Annotated in this window: 12 protein-coding genes and 2 pseudogenes; 9 read left to right on the plus strand and 5 right to left on the minus strand. The window is 54.6% G+C overall.

The window, feature by feature from the left end; translation table 11 throughout:
* Positions 1 to 39: 39 nt before the first annotated feature.
* From HGO37_RS03985 to HGO37_RS03990, 3 genes and pseudogenes are all read right to left on the minus strand, one after another.
* Entirely contained in the window at positions 40 to 1,821 is a 1,782-nt protein-coding gene (locus HGO37_RS03985) for a peptidoglycan L,D-endopeptidase MepK (protein ID WP_250982410.1), read from the minus strand.
* A gap of 288 nt (positions 1,822 to 2,109) precedes the next feature.
* Positions 2,110 to 2,313, minus strand: a pseudogene (locus HGO37_RS26615) (helix-turn-helix domain-containing protein); the annotation flags it as partial.
* A gap of 170 nt (positions 2,314 to 2,483) precedes the next feature.
* Positions 2,484 to 3,672: pseudogene (locus HGO37_RS03990) on the minus strand (sigma-54-dependent transcriptional regulator); the annotation flags it as partial.
* Positions 3,673 to 3,853: 181 nt separating this feature from the next.
* Here HGO37_RS03990 and HGO37_RS03995 point away from each other — a divergent pair.
* From HGO37_RS03995 to HGO37_RS04025, 7 genes are all read left to right on the plus strand, one after another.
* Entirely contained in the window at positions 3,854 to 5,707 is a 1,854-nt protein-coding gene (locus HGO37_RS03995; RefSeq protein WP_250982411.1) for a M3 family oligoendopeptidase, read from the plus strand.
* A gap of 93 nt (positions 5,708 to 5,800) precedes the next feature.
* Entirely contained in the window at positions 5,801 to 6,436 is a 636-nt protein-coding gene (locus HGO37_RS04000) for an aminotransferase class IV family protein (protein WP_250982210.1), read from the plus strand.
* 196 nt (positions 6,437 to 6,632) lie between these two features.
* Positions 6,633 to 7,001, plus strand: coding sequence for an outer membrane lipoprotein Omp10 (gene omp10, locus HGO37_RS04005; protein WP_250982211.1), 369 nt, complete (start codon positions 6,633 to 6,635; stop codon positions 6,999 to 7,001).
* Between the two features lie 196 nt (positions 7,002 to 7,197).
* Positions 7,198 to 9,108 carry a 5'-nucleotidase C-terminal domain-containing protein gene (locus HGO37_RS04010; RefSeq protein WP_250982212.1) on the plus strand — a complete coding sequence of 637 codons (1,911 nt, stop codon included), beginning with the start codon at positions 7,198 to 7,200 and terminating at the stop codon, positions 9,106 to 9,108.
* A 257-nt stretch (positions 9,109 to 9,365) separates the two neighbouring features.
* Positions 9,366 to 10,400 (plus strand): ferrochelatase, encoded by a 1,035-nt coding sequence (hemH, locus tag HGO37_RS04015; protein ID WP_250982213.1) that lies wholly within the window; start codon positions 9,366 to 9,368, stop codon positions 10,398 to 10,400.
* Between the two features lie 48 nt (positions 10,401 to 10,448).
* Complete coding sequence (locus HGO37_RS04020; protein WP_250982412.1) at positions 10,449 to 11,465, plus strand: SPFH domain-containing protein; 1,017 nt, start codon at positions 10,449 to 10,451, stop codon at positions 11,463 to 11,465.
* 2 nt (positions 11,466 to 11,467) lie between these two features.
* Positions 11,468 to 11,929, plus strand: coding sequence for an NfeD family protein (locus tag HGO37_RS04025; RefSeq protein ID WP_250982214.1), 462 nt, complete (start codon positions 11,468 to 11,470; stop codon positions 11,927 to 11,929).
* 20 nt (positions 11,930 to 11,949) lie between these two features.
* Here HGO37_RS04025 and HGO37_RS04030 read toward each other — a convergent pair whose 3' ends face one another.
* Positions 11,950 to 12,945: a KpsF/GutQ family sugar-phosphate isomerase gene (locus HGO37_RS04030; RefSeq protein ID WP_250982215.1), complete on the minus strand. Its 996-nt coding sequence runs from the start codon at positions 12,943 to 12,945 to the stop codon at positions 11,950 to 11,952.
* A 152-nt stretch (positions 12,946 to 13,097) separates the two neighbouring features.
* Between HGO37_RS04030 and HGO37_RS04035 the strand changes: the two genes are divergently transcribed.
* A complete protein-coding gene (locus HGO37_RS04035) occupies positions 13,098 to 14,612 on the plus strand; it encodes an outer membrane beta-barrel protein (RefSeq protein ID WP_250982216.1) in 1,515 nt (504 codons plus the stop codon).
* 86 nt (positions 14,613 to 14,698) lie between these two features.
* Here the strand turns inward: HGO37_RS04035 and galU are convergent, their stop codons facing one another.
* On the minus strand, positions 14,699 to 15,586 hold the full coding sequence (galU, locus tag HGO37_RS04040; protein ID WP_250982217.1) for a UTP--glucose-1-phosphate uridylyltransferase GalU: 888 nt from the start codon (positions 15,584 to 15,586) through the stop codon (positions 14,699 to 14,701).
* Between the two features lie 194 nt (positions 15,587 to 15,780).
* Between galU and HGO37_RS04045 the strand changes: the two genes are divergently transcribed.
* Entirely contained in the window at positions 15,781 to 17,004 is a 1,224-nt protein-coding gene (locus tag HGO37_RS04045) for a lytic murein transglycosylase (RefSeq protein ID WP_250982218.1), read from the plus strand.
* The last annotated feature ends 62 nt before the right edge of the window (positions 17,005 to 17,066 follow it).

A 17,066-nucleotide genomic window follows, 5' to 3' on the forward strand; every position in this document is an offset into this window, starting at 1 on the left:
ACACGATCAGCGGGCTTTTTTAATGAATGGCTTTATGCGTTACGGCATTCTGGTTGGTGTGCTGAAGCGGCTGGAGTCGATTGCTGCGGCACCCTGCTTGAAACCGGAAGAGGCGTTCGAAGCTGTCATCTCGTTGTTCAGAATACGGTTGCTGACAACACGTGGAGCCTTCACGTTACGCGGAGCCTCACCCTTGGTCTTGTTGAGCGCCCAGCCGGAAATCAGGTCCTGGGTCAAGCGACCACCACCGGTCATCGCCTGCTCGGAGATCGCAGCTTCCTGCTTGCTTGGACGGCCACCCTTGGCAGGCAATCCAGCGCGCAGACCATTATCGGCCGTGCCCTTCACATCGAAAGCATCACCAAACTGCGCAGCAGTTGGCTTGGTCGCCTGCACGGCAGCAGCTGGAGCAATCGAAGCAACCTGCTGCTTTTGCTGAGCTGGCTTCTGGTTGTGGATCAAGTCAGCAACATTATCTTTCGCAGCAGGCGTGGCCGGAACCGGTGCGGACGCAGACTGTATGCTATCGCGTGCACTCTGACCACTACGCTCAAGCGCAGCAACTACGATAGGCGAAAGAACAGCTTCTTTCTGCTCGGCCTCGTCTGCCTGTGCTTCAGTATCTGCATCAGCCACGGCAATCAGCGATTCGACACTTGCAGGACGGTGAGATGGAATTGGCGCCATGATATTGGGTTCGCCAGACGCCTGCGGATCAACAGCAGCTGTCATCACACCATTTTCAGCATCGCCACGCATACCGCGCGGTCCGAGCAGGGTCGGAACCGGGATTTTGTAGTCGCCCAGATCTGCAAACTGTGGGTTCGCAGGCGTTGGCGTTGCTGGAAGTGCGGCCTGCAAAGCTTCTTGCGCCGCATTACGCGTCGGAGAATACAGCGCCGTTGCCAGACCGGTATTGGCCTGCTGGGTGTTCAGCGAAGGACGCGAAAGCGGAAGCGGAGCATCGATATTAACGCCCGGAGGCGGTTCTGCGCTTGCTACAGCAACAGGCTGCTGCGCCCGCACCACAGGAGCAGGACGCTCTTCAGGTGCTGGTGCTGCAATGCTTTCTGCATCTTCATCCTCGTCGCCACCTCCGCCAAACAGCGCAGACAACAGGGTTCTCTTCTTGCCACCGGAGGATGATGTCGGGCCTGCACCGGCAGTGCTTGCCACCTGAACGGACGACGAGCTGACACGACGCTTGTAGTCGGCCAATGCCTGATCATAACCCGGCAATGGCTTACCATCGGCAGGCAGGTGAATAGTATTGCCCTTCGGGAAAATGCGCACGAGGTCCTGACGGCTCATGCGTGGCCAAGCGCGAACGCTGCCGACATCAAGATGCACGAAAGGAGAACCGGAGGTTGGATAGAAGCCCACGCCGCCGATCTGCATCTGCATGGCGACTTCACGAAGACGGGAAAGTTTTACGCCAGGAATATAAAAGTCCATGGCCTTGCCAAGCGTGTGCTGGCTGTTCTTTGCAACACCCTTGGTGCGCGACCGCAACATGCCATTGGTCTCTGGCGAGCGGAACGCGGACACAACATTGATATATTCAGTCGCGCCACTGCGCTGATAGACTTCCCAAACAAGGTCAAAAAGTCTCGGATCCATCTTGGTTGGCTGGTTACGACGCCAGTCGCGGAGGAAGCGATTAAGCTCCTGAAGACCCTTCTGATCATACTTTCCATTACGCTTGAAGGTGATAACCGCCTTCTCTTTCGTATGGATGTAATACAGCTTGAGGCTACGGGTCTCGGCTGCCGCCGGAGCAGCAGACAAGGACAATGCAGGCAATGACATCAGAGCAGCCATAACCAGGGCGATACCACGCCCGGAAAGCTTCTCTCCCACATGCTTGAGCCTGTCACACACGCTTTTGCCCGAGCGCGCTATATTCCGCTTCAAATCTGGCAATTCGATCCCCGTCTGATAGACAACCCACCATAGTGTCTCAGATGAACGTAAATTACGGTGACACGATGGCAAATTTACCACACATATACAACCTTCCTCTTTATAGTGAATATTACGCTAATAAGAGGTTTACAGATGGTAAGGGAATATCCTTGCCTGACGGTTAACGCAAGAAGTCATTGGTTTTTAAGCAGCTTCGTTGAGTGGATCGTCCGGATCGATGCCATAATCCTTCAGTTTGCGATAAAGCGTGGAACGTCCAATCCCCAGTTTTCTGGCAACTTGACTCATCTGACCACGATAAAATCTTAAGGCAAAGCGGATCAATTCTTCCTCAATGTCGGCCAATTTGCGCACATTTCCATTGTCATCAACGCTGGAAATGAGGTTGCCACCTGAAAAAACAGGGGAGGATTGGCTGTCTTCGGCGGAAAAAGCCTCCATGACAGAAAGGATATCAGGCGTGCGCGACATCGGGCGTGGTTCCGGCGCCGGCGTGCTCAGCAACATGCGGTCGCTGATACGATGGCTAAGGTCATGCAACTCATCGGATGATGCAAATTCCGGCATCTGCAGTGCGATTTGCGGGAAATCGTCTTCCGTCAATTCATCGCCCTGCGCCAGAACAACAGCGCGGAAAATCGCATTTTCAAGCTGGCGAATATTACCCGGCCAGTCGTAAGCCGTCAGCAATGCAAGCGCACTGGCGTTAACGCCCATGGCATGTGGCAGTTTCTGTTCAGCCGAAAAACGCTCTGCGAACACGCGCGCCAGATATGGAATATCTTCCTTGCGACGACGCAATGCTGGAATGGTAATGGGGAACACATTGAGGCGGTAATAGAGGTCCTCGCGGAAACGACCTTCTTTCACCTCTTCAATAAGGTTCTTGTTGGTTGCCGAAATCAGGCGAACATTGACCTTCTGTACCTTTGCGGAACCGACGGTCTCAATTTCTCCCTGCTGCACGGCGCGCAGCAGCTTGACCTGCACTTCAAGCGGCAGGTCGCCAATCTCGTCGAGAAACAGCGTGCCACCGTCGGCTTCCATGAACTTGCCGACATGTTTTTCGGTCGCGCCAGTAAAGGCACCCTTTTCGTGACCGAACAGAATGCTCTCAACCAAATTTTGCGGAATAGCACCGCAGTTGACGGTAATGAATGGTTTGCCAGCGCGATCACCGGCCGACTGGATGGCACGCGCCACCATTTCCTTGCCGACGCCGGATTCACCTTCCAGCACCACAGGAATATTGGACTGCGCTGCGCGCTGCGCCAGTTCGACAACCCGCAACATGGCAGGGCTTGCCGATACGATATCGTTAAAACCAACCGCGTGATGACGGCTGCGACGGCCTGTTCGGGCTTTTGCTTCACGCTGATCAAGCTTCAGGGCATTGGCAATGGCCGCGCCAATACGTTCGGGTGAAACCGGCTTCACCACAAAATCAAACGCACCTGCGCGCATGGCCTGAACGACGGTATCAATGCCTCCCTGCCCGGTCTGAACGACCACTGGCACATCGATACCCTGTTCGCTGATCGCCTTGAGGAAGGAAAGCCCGTCCATTTCCGGCATCATGAGATCAAGCACAACAACGCTGATTTCGCCGCTATGCTGCTTAAGCAGTTCGAGACCGGCTCTGCCGTTTTCGGCGATCATGGCGGCATGGCCATAACGTTCAACCGCGTTTTTGAGCAGGCGGCGCTGAACTGGATCGTCATCGATAACGAGAATTTGCGCGATCATCTTGGGCTCCCGGTTTCCGGTTTATGGACCCACTTCATGCAGACCCTTTGACGTCACACTTGCACAAAAGGCTTGAACATCCAGTTTTGAGAATTGCTTGCATTTTATCGATTGCCGGGAGAAACAAGAGGCGAATTTTTGTGAGATGCACAGCTGATGAGGACAGAAAATGACATTTCCGATGCAAGGCAAACACCGCACGTTCTCGACTTCGGTTGCAGGTGGGCAGGCATTCGATCCAGCCCTTGGAGAACTTCCTGTCTGGAAATTGTCTGATCTTTATCCTTCGGCAGATTCTGCTGCACTGAAGCAGGATATCGAAAAATCAGCAGCAGATGCCAAGGCCTTTGAAGAAAAATGGAAAGGCAAGCTAGCACAGGCAGCAGCCAAGACCGGCAACGAAGGGATTGGTCAGGCGCTGCGAGAATATGAAGCGCTGGATGATCTGCTCGGCAAGATTGGCTCTTTTGCCGGTCTCACCTATTTTGCCGACACGGCAAACCCGGCCAATGGCAAGCTGTATGGCGACACACAATCCAAGCTCACCGATATCTCGGCACATTTGCTGTTCTTTACGCTGGAGCTGAACCGGCTTGATGACGCAACGCTTGAAAGCGCCATGCAGAATGACACGGTTGCCGGTCACTACCGCCCATGGCTGGTGGATCTGCGCAAGGACAAGCCGCACCAGCTGGATGACAAGCTGGAGCAGCTGTTTCTTGAAAAGTCGATGACCAGCGCTGCAGCCTTCAATCGCCTGTTCGACGAGACCATGGCCGAACTGCGCTTCGACATTGACGGCGCAGAACTGCCGTTGGAAGCCACGCTCAACCTTTTACAGGACCCGGAAGCAGAAACCCGCGCCAAGGCCGCCAAGGCGCTGAGCAGCACATTCTCCAAGAACATCCGTATCTTTACGCTGATCACCAATACGCTGGCCAAGGATAAGGACATCTCCGACCGCTGGCGCAAGTTTGACGATATTGCCGACAGCCGCCACTTGGCCAACCGCGTCGAGCGCGAAGTGGTTGACGCACTGGCCGCCGCTGTTCAGCAGGCTTATCCCCGTCTGTCCCATCGTTATTACGCCATGAAAGCCAAGTGGCTTGGCATGGAACAGATGGAATATTGGGATCGCAATGCGCCCCTGCCTGACACCTCCAACACGCTGATTTCGTGGAATGAAGCAAAGGACACGGTTTTGACCGCTTACGGCGACTTTGCGCCGGAAATGGCAACAATCGCCGCCCGTTTCTTCGATGAACAATGGATCGATGCGCCTGCCCGCCCCGGCAAGGCACCGGGTGCGTTTGCCCATCCGACAGTTCCTTCTGCCCACCCTTATGTCTTGGTCAACTATCTAGGAAAACCACGCGACGTCATGACCCTTGCCCACGAGCTTGGTCACGGCGTGCATCAGGTACTGGCCGGCGAACAGGGCGCACTGATGTGCTCCACACCGCTGACGCTGGCGGAAACGGCATCCGTCTTTGGCGAAATGCTGACTTTCCGCACCCTGTTGAAAAACACCACCGACAAGCGCGAGCGCAAGGCCATGCTGGCGCGTAAGGTGGAAGACATGATCAACACCGTCGTGCGCCAGATCGCCTTTTACGAATTTGAGCGTAAGGTTCACACCGCCAGAAAAGACGGCGAACTGACCTCAGAGCAGATCGGCGAATTGTGGCTGTCGGTGCAGGCAGAAAGCCTTGGCCCGGCCATTCGCATTTCGGCAGGCTATGAAAGCTGGTGGGCCTATATCCCACACTTCATCCATTCGCCTTTCTATGTCTACGCTTATGCCTTCGGCGATTGCCTCGTGAACTCGCTCTATGCGGTCTACCGCAATGCGGATGAGGGTTTTCAGGACAAATATTTCGCGCTGCTCAAGGCTGGCGGTACCAAACACCATTCAGAGCTTTTGAAGCCTTTCGGTCTTGATGCGACCGATCCATCCTTCTGGAGCAAGGGCCTGTCGATGATCGAAGAATTGATCGATGAACTGGAAGTTCTCGACAAAGACGAAAATCCTTAAATTTCGGGCAAGCTTCATAGTCCTGAATGCGTAAGAAAATTCGTCCCCGCGCCAGCGGGGATGAACACGTTTTGGCAAGCGGATGAAACAGCGATGAAACGCAAACCAGTCGATCTGACCTTGATGGAAACCCTGCGATGGGAGCCACAAACCGGCTTTCAGCGTCTGGAGCAGCATCTTCGCCGCCTGGCACGGTCAGCCGATGCGCTTGGTTTCCGCCAGCCAGTCGATGCCCAGAAAACGTTGGAAAAAAGCGTTGCCGGAGAGGCAGCCCTCAGGGTCAGCCTTGTGATGAACTACAAGGGACAATTGGACATCACCACCTCAGACCTGCAGGTTCTGCCTGAAGGTACCGTCTGGAAATTGAAAGTTGCCAACAAAGCACGGCTGGACTCCAGCGACACGTTTTATCGTCACAAGTCATCCCGCCGTGAGCCTTATGACACCGCGCGCGCCGAATTCCCGATTTCTGAAGCAGACGAGGTCTTGCTGCTGAATGAACGCGGTGAGGCATGCGAAGGCTCCTCCACCAGCCTGTTTGTCGAAGATAGCGAGGGCCAATTGCTGACCCCACCGCTGGACAGTGGCATTCTACCCGGCGTGTTGCGCGCCGATTTGATAAGAGAACGGAGGGCACGTGGTCAGGCGCTCACGCTGGACGATCTGCAGGGACGACGTATTTTCGTCGGCAATTCGGTGTATGGCCTTATTCCTGCACAGCTGATTTAGGATGCAAGAAACGACGCAACGATTTCGCGCGCTGCGCATTTACCGGCTGCGTATCTGCGAAGATATGAGTTTTTGTGCAACGCATATCTGAAATCTATTGTTGTTTGACGTGATTGAAACCAATGCATCCTTGCAACGCACCATTCTTCACGGCATGTTTTCACACTATAAATATCGAATCGCAGGGAGTTTACGCATGAAGATCAAGACCGGCATTGCTCTGGGCCTGGTTTCCATAACATTGGCATCGTGCGTTTCCGCACCGCCCCCGCGTTCGATGGCTCCGGCCGCACCACAGAGACCTGCTGTTGATGGCCGGTGGGTGGATCGCAACGGTATTGTGTCGACGTTCCAGAACGGAACATTCTCCACCCATTCGACCGACAGCAATACGCTGCTGGCCTCGGGCAACTACAGCATGATTTCACCGACCCTCATCGAAATCAACATGACCTCGCTGCTGCGTAACACCCAGTCGAAGGTTAATTGCGCGATGGTTTCTCAGTCTCAGCTGAACTGCACCACGGATAGCAACAATCAGTTTTCTCTGTCCCGTCAGGGCTGATTCATTCCTGTTATATTTACGGTTTAAAGAGTGCGCGCATGAGAAGTGTGTTCGCAAGGAAAAGCTGTGTCACAATTTAGCTTGCAGTTCGTGCGGCCAAATGGAAACATCTGCTTCGGGTGAACAGCTCATGAGACATTAGCGGCCTCTGCAAAATGCGGTGGCCGTTTATATCGTATTGATACAGGAGAGAAAAATGCACAGACTTACCAAACTCGGCTTGCTGGCCGCATCGGTTGTTACGCTGTCGACAAGCGCCGCCTTTGCCGATTACGAACTCAACATCCTCCATATCAATGACCTGCATTCACGCATCGAAGCGATCAATAAATTCGATTCGACTTGCTCTGAAAGTGAAGCAGCCAAGAATGAATGCTTTGGCGGCATTGCCCGCGTAAAAAGTGCCATTGACGCTCGCCGTGGCGAACTCGGCAACGCCAACACGCTCGTTCTCGATGCTGGTGACCAGTTCCAGGGCTCGCTGTTTTACACACAATATAAAAGTGGCCCAGTTGCCGAATTCATGAATGGCATCGGTTTTGACGCCATGGCCATCGGTAATCACGAATTCGATGATGGCCCTGAAGAACTGCTGAAATTTATCGACGCCCTGAAATTCCCGATCATCTCTGGCAACACCATGGCGGGTGACAGCTCCATCCTGAAGGACAAGTTCAAGGGTTACGTCATCAAGGAAATGGGCGGCGAGAAAGTTGCTGTTGTTTCAGTTCTGGCCACAGACACGGACGAAACCTCTTCGCCAGGCGACAAGATTCTGTTTGCCGACGAAATTTCCTACCTCAAGGGTGCGGTAAAGGAAATTCAGGATCAGGGCGTCAACAAGATCGTGCTTCTGTCGCATGTCGGTTACGTCAAGGATCAGGAAATCGCCAAGGAAGTTGATGGCATCGACGTTATCGTTGGCGGCCACAGCCACACACTTCTGTCCAGCACGGATGACAAGGCCGCCGGTCCTTATCCAACACTGGTCAAGAACCCATCGGGCGTCGAAGTTCCAATCGTCACGGCTTATGCCTATTCCAAGTATCTTGGCGACCTCAAGGTAACTTTCGATGACAACGGCGTCGTCAAGTCGTGGGAAGGCGCACCAAAGCTGCTCGATGCATCAGTTACCCCTGATGCCGGCTACGTGACCCGCGTTTCGGAACTGGCACAGCCGCTTGAAGAGCTGAAGAAAAAGGAAATCGGCTCGACCACGGAAAGCATCGATGGCTCGCGTGAAGTTTGCCGCGCCAAGGAATGCACCATGGGGAACCTGGTGTCCGATGCGCTGCTCGACCGCGTGAAGGATCAGGGCATCTCGATTGCCATCCAGAACGGCGGTGGTCTGCGTGCCTCCATCGACTCTGGCACCATCACCATGGGCGAAGTGCTGACGGTTCTGCCATTCCAGAATTCGGTGGCCACCTTTCAGCTCAAGGGCTCCGACATCAAGGAAGCACTTGAAAACGGTGCAGGCCAGATCGAAGAAGGTGCAGGCCGCTTCGCACAGGTTGCCGGTCTGAAATACTCCTTCGACCGGTCCAAGGCACCCGGCAGCCGTGTGGTTTCCATCGAGGTCAAGGAAGGCGATGCCTTCGTACCGCTGGATAATGACAAGGTTTATGGCGTCGTCTCAAACAACTACATGCGTTCGGGCGGTGACGGCTACAAGGTATTCGCAAGCAAGGCGATCAACCCTTACGACTTCGGGCCAAGCCTTGAAGATTCCGTTGCAGCCTACCTGACGGCAAACAACCCGTACAAGCCTGCAACAGACGGCCGTATCACCGACGTAACCCCGGCTGACTATGTTGCTCCTGCCAAGGAAGCTGCTCCTGCAACTGCTGCCGCACCGGCTGCCCCTGCTCCAGCTGCGACAGCACCTGCGGCTCCGGCCCCTGCAGCACCAGCGGCAACTGCACCGGCAGCAACCGCTGAAAACCTTGCCAAGTATGTCGTCACCAAGGGCGACTCGCTTTGGAAGATCGCCGTTGAAAAATACGGTGACGGCACCCTGTGGACAAAGATTGCCGAAGCCAATGCGCTGAAGCGTCCAAACCACATCGAGGTTGGCGCCGAGCTGGAACTGCCAGCCAAGAACTAAGCAGAGAAGACAATTTGCCGCATATGACACAGCCGGCCCTTCATGGGCCGGCTTTTGTTTTTTACAGCTCTATAAATATATGAAAAACCGGTATTATTTGACATATGTCATATCAATAACCGCCACCTGCCCTTTTATGGGAGGCGAAAAGCAATTCCGGAAGATGTTCACGGTGAACCATTTTCCGCTAGAAGAGTGAACCGTTGCAGCAATACGAACGTATTGCACACAACCTATTGATGTTCAGGAATTTATGTATGGTAGCCAGCACTTCAGTCATTCCGGCAGATCACCCTCCTATTTCCTTCGGCAAGGTCGGCGTACTTCTCGTCAATCTCGGAACTCCGGATGGAACCGATTACTGGTCCATGCGCCGTTATCTCGCAGAGTTTCTTTCGGACAAGCGCGTCATCGAATGGTCGCGCCTGTACTGGTACCCCATTCTCTACGGCATCGTGCTCAACAAGCGCCCGCAGAAGGTTGGCAAGGCTTACGAAGAAATCTGGAACAAGGACCTAAACGAAAGCTATCTGCGCACCTATACCCGCAACCAGTCTGATCTGCTTGGCAAGATCCTCACCGACCTGCCAAATGTGGTTGTCGACTGGGGCATGCGTTATGGCCAGCCATCCATTGCCGAGCGCATTGACGCGCTAAAGGCCAAGGGTTGCGAAAAGCTGCTGATTTTCCCGCTTTACCCGCAATATGCCGCTTCCACGACGGCAACGGTTAACGACAAGGCATTCGAACATCTGATGAAACTGCGCTGGCAGCCTGCCGTTCGCACCGTTCCTCCCTATCATGATGACGACGCCTACATTGAAGCGCTTGCCAACTCGGTGAAGTCACATCTTGCCAAGCTGGATTGGGAGCCAGAAAAGATAATTGCCTCGTTCCACGGCATTCCGCAGTCCTACTTCAAAAAAGGCGATCCCTACCATTGTCATTGCGCAAAAACGGCACGTTTACTGCGTGAAAAACTGGGCATGGACAAAAACCGCTTCCTTCTGACATTCCAGTCGCGTTTCGGACCGGAGGAATGGTTGCAGCCTTACACCGACAAAACGGTTGAAAAACTGGCGCAGGAAGGCGTCAAGCGCATCGCGGTCATGAACCCCGGCTTCGTTTCCGATTGTCTGGAAACACTGGAAGAAATTGCCGGTGAAGCGGGGGAGATATTCCTGCATAATGGCGGCGAACATTTCACACATATCCCATGTCTCAATGACAGCGAGGATGGCATGCGCGTTCTGGAAACAGTTGTGCGTCGGGAATTGCAAGGCTGGGTATAAGCGCATAAGACTTTCTACGGAAAGTTTAACATGCATATGGAGGAACCGATGGTTCTCGGAGGGTTTGATATTGTGGTGTTGGTCGGGGTGGCGCTGGTCATTCTGGTCCTGTTTGCGGGTATAAAAACCGTACCACAGGGTTTCCGTTATACGGTGGAGCGCTTCGGTCGTTACACACGTACGTTGGAACCAGGCCTCAACATCATAACGCCCTTCATCGAGTCCATCGGCGCTCGTATGAACGTCATGGAGCAGGTGCTCGACATTCCGACTCAGGAAGTCATTACCCGCGATAACGCCAGCGTCTCTGCGGACGCCGTTGCCTTCTATCAGGTTCTTAATGTTGCGCAGGCCGCCTACCAGATCTCCAATCTGGAAAACGCCATCCAGAACCTGACCATGACCAACATCCGCTCGGTAATGGGCTCGATGGATCTTGATGAATTGCTGTCCAACCGTGATGCCATCAATGACCGGTTACTCCGGGTCGTGGATGAAGCCGTTGGCCCATGGGGCATCAAGGTAACCCGCATAGAAATCAAGGACATCGCACCACCGAAGGATCTCGTTGATTCGATGGCCCGCCAGATGAAGGCCGAGCGCGAAAAACGTGCGCAGGTTCTGGAAGCTGAAGGTTCTCGTGCTGCGCAGATCTTGCGTGCGGAAGGTTCCAAGCAGTCGGCCATCCTGCAGGCGGAAGGTCAACGTGAAGCAGCGTTCCGTGACGCTGAAGCCCGCGAACGCCTTGCCGAAGCGGAGGCCAAGGCAACCCGCATGGTGTCGGAGGCCATTGCTGCGGGCGATGTACATGCCATCAACTATTTCATTGCACAAAAATACACCGAAGCCCTGTCGGATATCGGGACTGCCAACAACGCCAAGATCGTGCTAATGCCGATGGAAGCCTCAGCGCTGATCGGTTCACTGGGCGGTATCGGCGCAATTGCCAAAGAAGTGTTCGGCAGCGACGGTACACAACGCCAGCCGGAACCACGGCCACGCGCTGCAGCGCCTTCGCGCACCGCACCTCAGGTCAATCCATTCGCACCGCCGTCGGATAGATAATTATGATAAAACAGGCCATAGCAGAGCTTGGTCCATGGAGCTGGTGGATCGCCGGCTTCATCCTGTTTGCCGCAGAACTTGCCGCTCCAGGCGTATTCCTGATCTGGATCGGTGCAGCGGCTATCGTTGTTGGTGCATTGTCACTGCTACTCTGGGACGCAACATTGTGGTCATGGCAGGTGCAATTTGTGCTGTTTGCAGCACTTTCTGGCGCCTTTGCCCTGATTGGCCGCCGTTACTTCGGCAAGCCAAATGCAGCCTCGGACGAACCCTTTCTCAATCAGCGTGAAGCAAGCCTGATTGGCCGCACTGCAACACTGATGGAGCCGATTGCGGAAGGTCGCGGACGGATAAAATTGGACGACACGGTCTGGCCGGTCAGCGGCCCGGACCTGCCAGCCGGAACGCGCGTGCGCATCATGGCTGCACATGGGCGCAACCTCACCGTCGAGTCCATGGAATAAGTCAGAAAAAACCTTGCGGCTTAGGCAACGCCGAGCCGCAAGAAATCGTGGAAATGCACCAGCCCAAGCGGCCGGTTCTCATCGTCGACCACGATCAGCGCGCCAATCTGATGCTTTTCAAGGAAGGCAAGTGCGCTGGTTGCCAGCATGGTGGTCTTAACCACTTTCGGCGTGCGGGTCATGATGTCGTCAACCTGCAATCCTGAGAGATCGCGAGACAGATTACGGGCAAGGTCACCCTCGGTGACGATACCGCACAGTCGGCCATCCTCATCGAGAATGCCGACACAGCCAAAATGTTTGTGCGACAGAACCTTGACCGCCTCGGGCATCAATGTGCCCTTGGCAACCAGCGGAACCCGCTCACCGGTGTGCATGATATCACCGACCTGCGCCAGGCTCGCACCCAGTTTTCCACCTGGATGAAACACCCGGAAATCGCCGGCCGTGAATCCGCGCGCTTCCAGCAGTGCAACGGCAAGCGCGTCACCCAAGGCGAGCTGCATCAATGTCGACGTGGTTGGCGCCAGACCATGCGGGCAGGCCTCCTGCTCGTTCGGCACCAACAGCACGATGTCGGCCGCCTTGGCGAGCGAAGAATTTTCCGAACAGGTCAGTGCAATCAACGGAATGGAAAACCGCCGGGTGTAATCGATGGTGCTACGCAGCTCTGCACTCTCACCACCCTTGGAGATGGCCAGCACCACATCATTGCCAGCAATCATACCAAGATCGCCGTGGTTTGCCTCGGCGGCATGCACGAAAAAGGCCGGTGTTCCGGTCGATGCAAATGTCGCCGCCAGCTTGCTGCCAATGTGCCCGCTTTTGCCAACACCTGTGATGATGACACGGCCGTCGATCGAGCCAATCGTCTCGATTGCCGCGTTAAACGGCTGGGCAAGACCATTCTGCAGCGCCAGTTCCAGTGCCTCAAGACCCTTCCGCTCGATATTGATCGTGCGCAGGGCCGAGTCGATGGCGAGATTATCGATGAGTTTTACAGATCTCTTAATCATGCCGGACTGTTACTCCTTTCGAAAAAAACTGTCCAGCGGTCAAAACCAACCTGGCACCCGCATTATAATAGCCGCAATCCCGGCATGCGAAACCAGATGTTAACCACATGGCTTTACCTTTGGGTAAGATTTGGAAATTTGCCGGAACAGCCATGCCGAAACCCACAGACAGCGCGGCCAGACGCCTTAAAGCGTGGCGCAATGCAGCCGCATTGCTGGTGGCATGCACATGTCTGTACGAGCCGGCCATCGCCTTTGCCCAAAGCACACAAGCCACGCCCGTCCTCAAAAGACGGACCGACAGCCGTGTCGCCACAGCCCTGCAACAAAACCAGGCGGAAGTAGAGGCCGAAGCCACCGGCGTTGATCCGGCAGCGGCAAACCCGACCGACCCAACAACGCTGACCACACAAAGCATTGCCCCACCTGTCAATGCGGGCGATGCCATCACCGACGAGCCGGACGAGGCAAGTGCACCCTATGAGCAGCAGCTCAATCCTTACGAACCGACCATAGATGGTGGTGACGTTGATCCAACGGCTGCGACGAACCTGACACCCGGTATTCGGTTGGGAACGATGGTGTTGCGCCCGACAATCAGCCAGACGCTGAACACCGAAAAACAGAAATCATCCGGCAGTTCTGATCGTCGCAACTACATGACGACAGGCATTCGCGGTACTCTGAACAGCGACTGGTCGCGCCACTCCTTGACGGTAACGGGCGACGGAGCCTGGGAGCGCAATTTCGGCAGCGATAAAAGCGGCGAGGAACCACGCGCCTTGATCAATGCCGACCTGCAGCTTGATCTGGCAAAAGATACAACCGTCAATATAACCGGCGGCTACAACTTCAACCGCGAAGATACTGATGACCCGAACGCCCTGAACAATGCATCCGTTCAGTCAGGTGTCCATGAATTTACCGGCGGCGTTGCCGTGGCGCGCGATCTTGGCCGTATACGCGGACTGGCGGCCATTGAACTGCAACGCAACGTCTATTCTGCCGCCAAGGCGCTCGATGGCAGCTCGATTGATCTGAGCGCCCGCGACCGCACCGGCGGCGATATTCGCGTGCGGGCAGGTTATGAACTGTCACCTGCTCTCATTCCGTTTCTCGAGGTCTCATCCGGCCTGACCCGTTATGACGACAAATTCGACGATACGGGTTATGAGCGCTCTTCCAAATCCTACAGTGCCAAGCTTGGAACGGAGCTTGATCTCGGTGAGAAACTTCGTGGCGAACTGGCACTCGGTTATCTGCGTAAAAGCTACGACGACCAGAGATTGGGCTCCATAAATGCATTCAGCGTTGATGGCGATCTCTCATGGTCGCCGCAGCGCGGTACGGACGTGAGCCTTGGCCTGCGCACAACCATCGAAGATTTTGCTGGTGGCTCACAGGGTGGCTGGATATCTCATCGCCTGACGGCAGGCCTGACCCATCAGTTGCGCAACAACCTGGTGGCGCGCCTCACCGGACAGGTCACCCGCCGCAACTTCCCATCCGGAGATACGCGGGACGTGACGGAATATTTCACCTCTGCCGGGCTGACATGGAGCCTCAACCGTTATCTCGGTCTGACAAGCGATATCAGTTACCAGACGACACCGGCCTACGACACCGGCACATGGCGGATTGGAGCAGGTATCGCTTTCAAGCGTTGAACGCGCCGCAGCGGTTGCTTCAAATCGAGACATAAAAAAATCCCGGCTTTCACCGGGATTTTCTGCTTTTCTGACTGTGCCGCCGCTTATTTCAGCTTGGCGAGCAGTTCCTTCAGAGGACCTTCGATGGACGGGCGAATATCGCTCCGCTCCAGCGCAAATGCCAGGTTGGCAAGAATGAAGCCATCCTTTGCACCGCAGTCATAGGTCTGACCCTGGAAATGGTAACCGAAGAAATCCTGGTCCTTGGCAAGCGTTAGCATGCCATCGGTAAGCTGGATTTCATTGCCGGCGCCACGTTCCTGCGTTTCCAGAATGTTGAACACTTCCGGCTGCAGAATGTAGCGGCCGTTGATGTAGAAATTGGAAGGTGCAGTGCCCTTGGCTGGCTTTTCGACCATTTCTGTGATCTTGAAGCCGTCGCCAGCCTTTTCGCCAACGCCGACGATACCGTACTTGTGCGCCTGATCAGGGTCGCATTCCTGCACGGCAATAACGTTGCCACCGGTCTGGTTGTAAACGTCGACCATGCCCTTGAGGCAGCCCTTTTCGGAATGCATGATCATGTCAGGCAACAGAACCGCAAATGGCTCATCACCAACGATGTCGCGTGCACACCATACCGCATGGCCAAGACCAAGTGGTGCCTGCTGGCGTGTGAAGCTCGCTGTACCTGCCTTTGGCAAAAGGTCTTCGAGCAAAGTCAGCTCGACCTTTTTGTTGCGCTCGCGCAGCAGCTGCTCGAGTTCGAATTGAATATCAAAATAGTCTTCGATGACCGCTTTGCCGCGACCTGTAACAAAAACAAAATGTTCAATGCCTGCTTCAATGGCCTCATCGACCACGTACTGCAGAACAGGCTTATCAACAACAGTAAGCATTTCCTTCGGAACAGCTTTCGTTGCCGGCAAGAAACGAGTTCCCATACCTGCGACCGGAAAAACGGCCTTCCGAATTTTCGTATTTTCTACCACGCATCCCTCCTGAGAGACTAATTGGATAATATTCCCCGCGCAGCGCTATATTCCAAAACTTTTTAAGATTTGCAAAGGGTGACGCTACGAACGGTTAATGGTAAAGAATTTGTTGACATTAATTTGTTATCACATCGTGAAGCCCGATGCGTATCTCGCCATCGAAATGAAATTCGAGAGACGAAAGACTGACGATGAAAAAGCTGATCCTTTCAGATGTCCGTAAATTTGGCTGCATGGTTTTTGCAGGCTTAGCAATAACTTTGACCCCAGCGTCTGCCAGCGCTGATGCTGGTTTTCGAAAATGGATCAACGACTTTTATACCACTGCCGCTAAAAGTGGTATTACCAAGGCGACATATCAAAAGGCTTTTTCAGGCGTTACTGAACCAGACCCTGAAGCCTTGCGCAAAGCAAACTTTCAGCCGGAATTCAGCACGCAGATCTGGGACTATCTGGATTCACGCGTAAACCCGTACACGGTTCGAATTGGTCGCGAAATGAAGGCCAAGCACGCCTCGACGCTGAATGCCATCGAGCGTCACTTCAACGTCGATAAAAACATCCTGCTCGCCATCTGGTCAATGGAATCGAATTATGGTGCCGTTCTGGAAAAGCCAGAACGCCTGCATCACATTCCAACCACGCTGGCAACGCTTGCCTATGCCGATCCGAAGCGCGCAAAATTTGCCAGAACGCAGCTGATTGCCGCCTTGCAGATTCTCCAGAACGGCGACGTGTCAGCGAAAAACCTCACCGGTTCCTGGGCAGGTGCGATGGGCCACACGCAGTTCATTCCTACCAGCTACCTGCTTTACGCGGTTGATGCGGATGGAAACGGCAAACGCGATATCTGGCACTCCATTCCTGATGCCCTGGCAACCGCCGCCAACCTTCTGGCGAAGAATGGTTGGGAGCCAGGCAAAACATGGGGTTATGAAGCCGCTGTCCCCTCAGGTGCCGGTCGCTATGAAGGCCAGACAAAAACTCTGGCGGAATGGGCAAAGCTTGGCTTCGCCAGACCGAATGGCAAGGCGTTTCCACGCGGCTCTGACAGAGCGCAACTGGTCATGCAGGGCGGAAAATCCGGTCCTGGCTTTCTGATGATGAAAAACTTCTTCACCATCAAGAAGTACAACGCTTCCAACAGCTACGCGCTTGCTGTCGGTCTTCTGGCAGATGAAATTGCCGGTTATGGCGGCATGCAGCAGCGTTGGCCACGCCCCGATGGCACACTCGACATTCGTGAGAAATTCGAGCTGCAAAGCCGCATGAAGGAACTCGGCTATTATGATGGGGAAATCGACGGCAACTTCGGTTCCGGCTCGAAAGCAGCCATCAGCGCCATCCAGCAACGTCTGGGCATGACCAATGACGGCGAACCCTCGCAGCGACTTCTGCGTGCACTGAGGAACTGACAACCCTGAAGCAGGCTTCCGCTTATAGGCAAGCCTGTGATATGGTATGTCATACGAGGATG

Source organism: Rhizobium sp. CG4 (assembly GCF_023701965.1).
GTDB lineage: Bacteria > Pseudomonadota > Alphaproteobacteria > Rhizobiales > Rhizobiaceae > Agrobacterium.

Coding starts and splice junctions, on each gene's coding strand:
- HGO37_RS03985 (WP_250982410.1), bottom strand. CDS start 1,821: ATGGCTGCTCTGATGTCATTGCCTGCATTGTCCTTGTCTGCTGCTCCG.
- HGO37_RS03995 (WP_250982411.1), top strand. CDS start 3,854: ATGCAAGGCAAACACCGCACGTTCTCGACTTCGGTTGCAGGTGGGCAG.
- HGO37_RS04000 (WP_250982210.1), top strand. CDS start 5,801: ATGAAACGCAAACCAGTCGATCTGACCTTGATGGAAACCCTGCGATGG.
- omp10 (WP_250982211.1), top strand. CDS start 6,633: ATGAAGATCAAGACCGGCATTGCTCTGGGCCTGGTTTCCATAACATTG.
- HGO37_RS04010 (WP_250982212.1), top strand. CDS start 7,198: ATGCACAGACTTACCAAACTCGGCTTGCTGGCCGCATCGGTTGTTACG.
- hemH (WP_250982213.1), top strand. CDS start 9,366: ATGGTAGCCAGCACTTCAGTCATTCCGGCAGATCACCCTCCTATTTCC.
- HGO37_RS04020 (WP_250982412.1), top strand. CDS start 10,449: ATGGTTCTCGGAGGGTTTGATATTGTGGTGTTGGTCGGGGTGGCGCTG.
- HGO37_RS04025 (WP_250982214.1), top strand. CDS start 11,468: ATGATAAAACAGGCCATAGCAGAGCTTGGTCCATGGAGCTGGTGGATC.
- HGO37_RS04030 (WP_250982215.1), bottom strand. CDS start 12,945: ATGATTAAGAGATCTGTAAAACTCATCGATAATCTCGCCATCGACTCG.
- HGO37_RS04035 (WP_250982216.1), top strand. CDS start 13,098: ATGCCGAAACCCACAGACAGCGCGGCCAGACGCCTTAAAGCGTGGCGC.
- HGO37_RS04045 (WP_250982218.1), top strand. CDS start 15,781: ATGAAAAAGCTGATCCTTTCAGATGTCCGTAAATTTGGCTGCATGGTT.